Origin of the sequence: Mesorhizobium sp. M2E.F.Ca.ET.209.01.1.1 (assembly GCF_004010375.2) — a bacterium.
Classification (GTDB): Bacteria; Pseudomonadota; Alphaproteobacteria; order Rhizobiales; family Rhizobiaceae; genus Mesorhizobium.
This window is the reverse complement of record NZ_SADP02001044.1, coordinates 1-299: the sequence shown is the minus strand read 5'-3', so window position 1 is coordinate 299 and position 299 is coordinate 1. Positions and strand designations below refer to the sequence as shown.

Annotated in this window: 1 pseudogene; it reads left to right on the top strand. The window is 68.9% G+C overall.

The annotated features are described in order from the left end of the window. Nucleotides 1-299 (top strand): annotated as a pseudogene (locus EN852_RS39045) (NAD(P)/FAD-dependent oxidoreductase); the annotation flags it as partial.

Sequence of the window (299 nt, the reverse complement as noted above, 5' to 3'; positions counted from 1 at the left end):
GCGCCGGGCACGATGATGATCCACCTGGCGCTGGACGATCTGCCTGACTGGCGCGCCGGGGCAGAGTTGCGCCAGTTCGCCTATGTGCATCTGTCCCCCTCGCTCGACCAGATGTCGCGCACCTATCAGCAGGCGATGGCAGGCATGCTGCCGGACGAACCGGTGCTGGTCGTCGGCCAGCCGACCGCCATCGACCCATCGCGGGCGCCGCAGGGCACGCCTGTTCTGTGGATACAGGTGCGCATGCTGCCCGCCGAAATCGCGGGCGACGCCGCGGCCAAGATCGCGCCAGCACACTG